General features: G+C 59.7%; 1 protein-coding gene. It reads left to right on the forward strand.

Features of this window, described 5'->3' with window-relative positions:
* On the forward strand, positions 1-283 hold a 283-nt coding region (locus HMPREF2617_RS11945; RefSeq protein WP_141763055.1), incomplete at both ends, for an HNH endonuclease signature motif containing protein.

Here is a 283-nt window from a genome sequence, read left to right on the forward strand (position 1 = left end):
GGGTGCGGAGTTTCTCGCGCAGCAATTCGGTGATGTGTTGGAAGTCGCAGCGTTTCACCCGACAGAGGGTGCAGTCAACCTGTATCGCACCCAGCGGTTTGCCAATGGCAAGCAACGCGCATTGGCATCGATGATGTCGCCAACCTGTCCGGTGCCCGATTGCCGGCATGGAGCTGACAACTGCGACATGCACCACATCCAAGCCTGGCGGCACGGCGGGGAGACCAACCTTGCCAACTTAGTGCCGTTATGCCGGTTCCATAACGGGCGCAACGACGATGAC

It is taken from the genome of Corynebacterium sp. HMSC070H05, from assembly GCF_001837615.1.
In the GTDB taxonomy this organism is placed as follows: Bacteria; Actinomycetota; Actinomycetes; order Mycobacteriales; family Mycobacteriaceae; genus Corynebacterium; species Corynebacterium coyleae.